2 protein-coding genes are annotated in these 3,253 nt (G+C 51.5%); both read left to right on the forward strand.

The window, feature by feature from the left end; translation table 11 throughout:
* The first annotated feature begins 241 nt into the window (after positions 1 to 241).
* Positions 242 to 673, forward strand: coding sequence for a GPW/gp25 family protein (locus tag ACUVJL_RS36355; RefSeq protein WP_333316908.1), 432 nt, complete (start codon positions 242 to 244; stop codon positions 671 to 673).
* A 107-nt stretch (positions 674 to 780) separates the two neighbouring features.
* On the forward strand, positions 781 to 2,958 hold the full coding sequence (locus ACUVJL_RS36360; protein WP_445250257.1) for a putative baseplate assembly protein: 2,178 nt from the start codon (positions 781 to 783) through the stop codon (positions 2,956 to 2,958).
* Positions 2,959 to 3,253: the final 295 nt, after the last annotated feature.

Below are 3,253 nucleotides of genomic sequence, written 5' to 3' on the forward strand. Positions count from 1 at the left end.
GTCGATTCGATGTTTAGTAATTGGCAGGTTGTTGTTGAATTAATGTCTTTGTCTCCACATAAACTACCTAATTACCAACAAGGAATAAGAGCTATGAGGCTTATTCTATCAGCGTTATAAGCGACTTGTCGCCCCGACAGACTTCCTCGACAACTCCTACACCTTGATTCGACTTTTGTCGAATACTCCCACAGAACGCACTTTGCTAAATTGAGAGCATCTGTCTGCGGAGGTACTTGGCATGGTCAATCTAGCCAACCGGCAATTGCGCCGCCCCTACTTGGGTCAAAGTTTGCGGTTTCCCCTGCAAGTCAACCCACAGGGAAGCATTGACTTGAGTGCAGAAGAGCAAAACATCCGAGAATCTATATACATCATTCTCTTGACCCAGTGGGGAGAACGAGTGTACCGCCCCAACTTTGGTTGTCGCTTGTCCGAGTTGATGTTTGCTCCCATAAACTCGCAAACCCTAATGCTAATGCGGATTTATGTCCAAGAAGCCTTAGAGGTGTGGGAACCCAGAATTATTGTGGATGAAGTGTTAGCCGATCCCGACCCCACTCAAGGCCGAGTCGATCTCATCATTAACTACCGCCTCCAAACCAGTTACGAGTCCCGCAGTATTATATTTCCGTTTTACCTTCAGCCAGAACCAGAATTCGGGAATGGGTAACTCTCAGTAGTCAGTGGGCAATGAGCAGTTAACACTTAACAGTTAACCATTACCTAACAGATCGCAACTGACCAATTACCAATTACCCATTACCAATTACCTAGACTATGGTTTTTGATTTCCTGCCCAAGCTACCCAAGCCGAATTTAGATGACCGGGACTACGAAGACCTGGTAAAAGAGTGCTTGCTGCGAATTCCCCGCTATTGCCCAGAGTGGACGAATTACAACCCCAGCGATCCAGGCGTAACTGTGATTGAATTGTTTGCTTGGCTGACAGACCAAATGCTCAGCCGCCTCAATCAAGTACCCACGCGCAATTACATTACCTTCCTCGAATTGCTGGGTATTCGCCTGCAACCGCCCAACCCTGCTACTACAGAATTAACCTTTTATTTAGTGGGCAACCTGCCAGAAGCTTATACCATTGTCGCTGGCACCGAAGTGGCAACAGAGCGCACGGCTACCCAACCCGCCATTATTTTTACCACCGATCGCCCCCTCACTGTGGGCCAGCCAAAAATTCAGCACTTCCTCGTCGGGGAAGACGCCCCTGACATTCCCCAAGTCTTGCGCGATCGCTTCACTAACTTCTGGAGCATGGACAATAACGGTCACTGGTCAGGGCCAGAACTCTCCCTCTTCAGTGAAATCCCCCAGCCTGGAAATTGCTTTTACCTCGTCTTAGACCCCGACGAACCCCTAGAAGGAAACGTTATCGCCTTGACCCTGAAAGGCCAAGAAGCCACCCCCACCGGCATTAACCCCAACTCTCCCCCGCGCCGCTGGGAAGCGTGGAATGGGAACGGATGGGTGCCGCTCCTGCTGAACGAATCTGACGACGAAACCCAAGGCTTCAGCTTCAGCAACATTGCTCAACGAGGTGGCAACCCTGTAGAGGGAGCCGATGTCATCTTGCACTTGCCAATTAATTTCCCCGTTGCTCACTTTACCGCCTACCGGGGGCGGTGGCTGCGCTGCACCTGTACAGAACCGGGCGGCCAACAGCCGGCTTACAGCCGATCGCCCCGCATAGTCGGTCTGGCGACGGTGGCGATCGGGGGAACAGTAACCGCAACCCAATGTGAAATCGTTGAGGATGAATTGTTGGGGGAAAGTAATGGCGACCCCGGACAAACGTTTCAACTGCAACGGAACCCAGTGCTGGCACGGCAAGAGGATGAGTTCCTGATCGTCATTCCCCCAGGTGGCCTTCCCCAGCGGTGGCAAGAGGTGAACGATTTTGCAGATTCAAAGCCGAGCGATCGCCACTATACGGTGGACTCGATGACCGGCACTCTCCAATTCGGCCCCTTGGTGCGGGAAGCGGCCCAACTCAAGGAAGCAACTCAGTTGCGGGCTCGCCTGCAAACTGGTGGTTCACAGCCTGTGCTTCCTGCTACTGGTACCTTAGAACAGCAGTACGGCGCGATACCCTCTAGGGGTTCTAGCCTGCGGATGTCTCGCTACCGGACTGGGGGCGGCGCGGCGGGCAATGTCCAAGCGGGAATCTTGGAAATCTTGAAAACGGCGGTTCCTTACGTTGCCAGCGTTACGAACCACATCAGAGCTCGCGATGGCAGTGACGGAGAAACGCTAGAACAAGCCGCAATCCGCGCCCCGCTGATGCTGCGAACGCGCGATCGCGCCGTTACTCCCGAAGACTTTGAAACTTTAGCCATTCGCGGCGGCCAAGGTGCTGTTGCCCGCGCTCACTGCCTGCGAACAACTGGAAAACAAGCCGGAACGGTGAGGCTGTTAATTGTCCCGCAAGCCAGCTTGGATGGGATTCAGCGCGGTAAAGGCATTAACCCGGACAGTTTTACGCTGACATCGGCGCTGGATCAACAAATTCTCGCTTATTTAGATCAGCGACGGCTGTTAGGTGTGCAAGTGCTGTGCAGCCAACCTGATTACATTGGTATCGCCGTGCAAACAGAGGTTGCCCTCAAGCCAGAGTATAACAATCCCGTGGCTCAAGCACAAATTCAGAAGCAAATGTTAGTGGCACTGTATCAGTTTTTCAATCCCATTACAGGCGGTGCAGACGGTAATGGGTGGCCGTTGGGTCAGCCTGCTTATCCCAATGATGCGATCGCTGTCCTGCAACAGTTTGACGCGCTTCGCTATATCGGCACTCTGCAGCTGTTTGAACTGCGCCGCCAAGAGCAATCTTGGGTGCGTTTGCCCCCAGTTCCCATAGTCAATCCCGGCCCCTTGGGACTGATTTGTTCTTGGGCTGACTCTCAAGCGCGATCGCAGCACCTTATCAATTTCATTCAGTAAATAAATGTCAGTTGTCAGTCATCCGTTCTCCGTTGTTAATCCCCAAGTAATTACCAGGCGTTGCTGATTTACGGTATGAAAAGCTAAATATGCAAATCATATCAACCAGTATCCACAAAGCTTATGGGTTTTCAAGATAATTTTTTTCATACCCTAATTAGGGCTTGCTGAATAAGCCTAAAAGCCTTATCTGAAAAGACTTTGACTCGCGATCGGCGCGGATAAAGTGTAAGACTATGAGGTAAAATCAGTCAAAAGCCATGCACAGCATCACTTTCGTTCATGTACCGAAAAC

It is taken from the genome of Microcoleus sp. OTE_8_concoct_300 (genome assembly GCF_031383065.1).
Classification (GTDB): domain Bacteria; phylum Cyanobacteriota; class Cyanobacteriia; order Cyanobacteriales; family Microcoleaceae; genus Microcoleus.

What these genes read in the sequence shown, in the direction of transcription:
- ACUVJL_RS36355 (WP_333316908.1), top strand. Translation starts at nt 242, where the DNA reads ATGGTCAATCTAGCCAACCGGCAATTGCGCCGCCCCTACTTGGGTCAA.
- ACUVJL_RS36360 (WP_445250257.1), top strand. Translation starts at nt 781, where the DNA reads ATGGTTTTTGATTTCCTGCCCAAGCTACCCAAGCCGAATTTAGATGAC.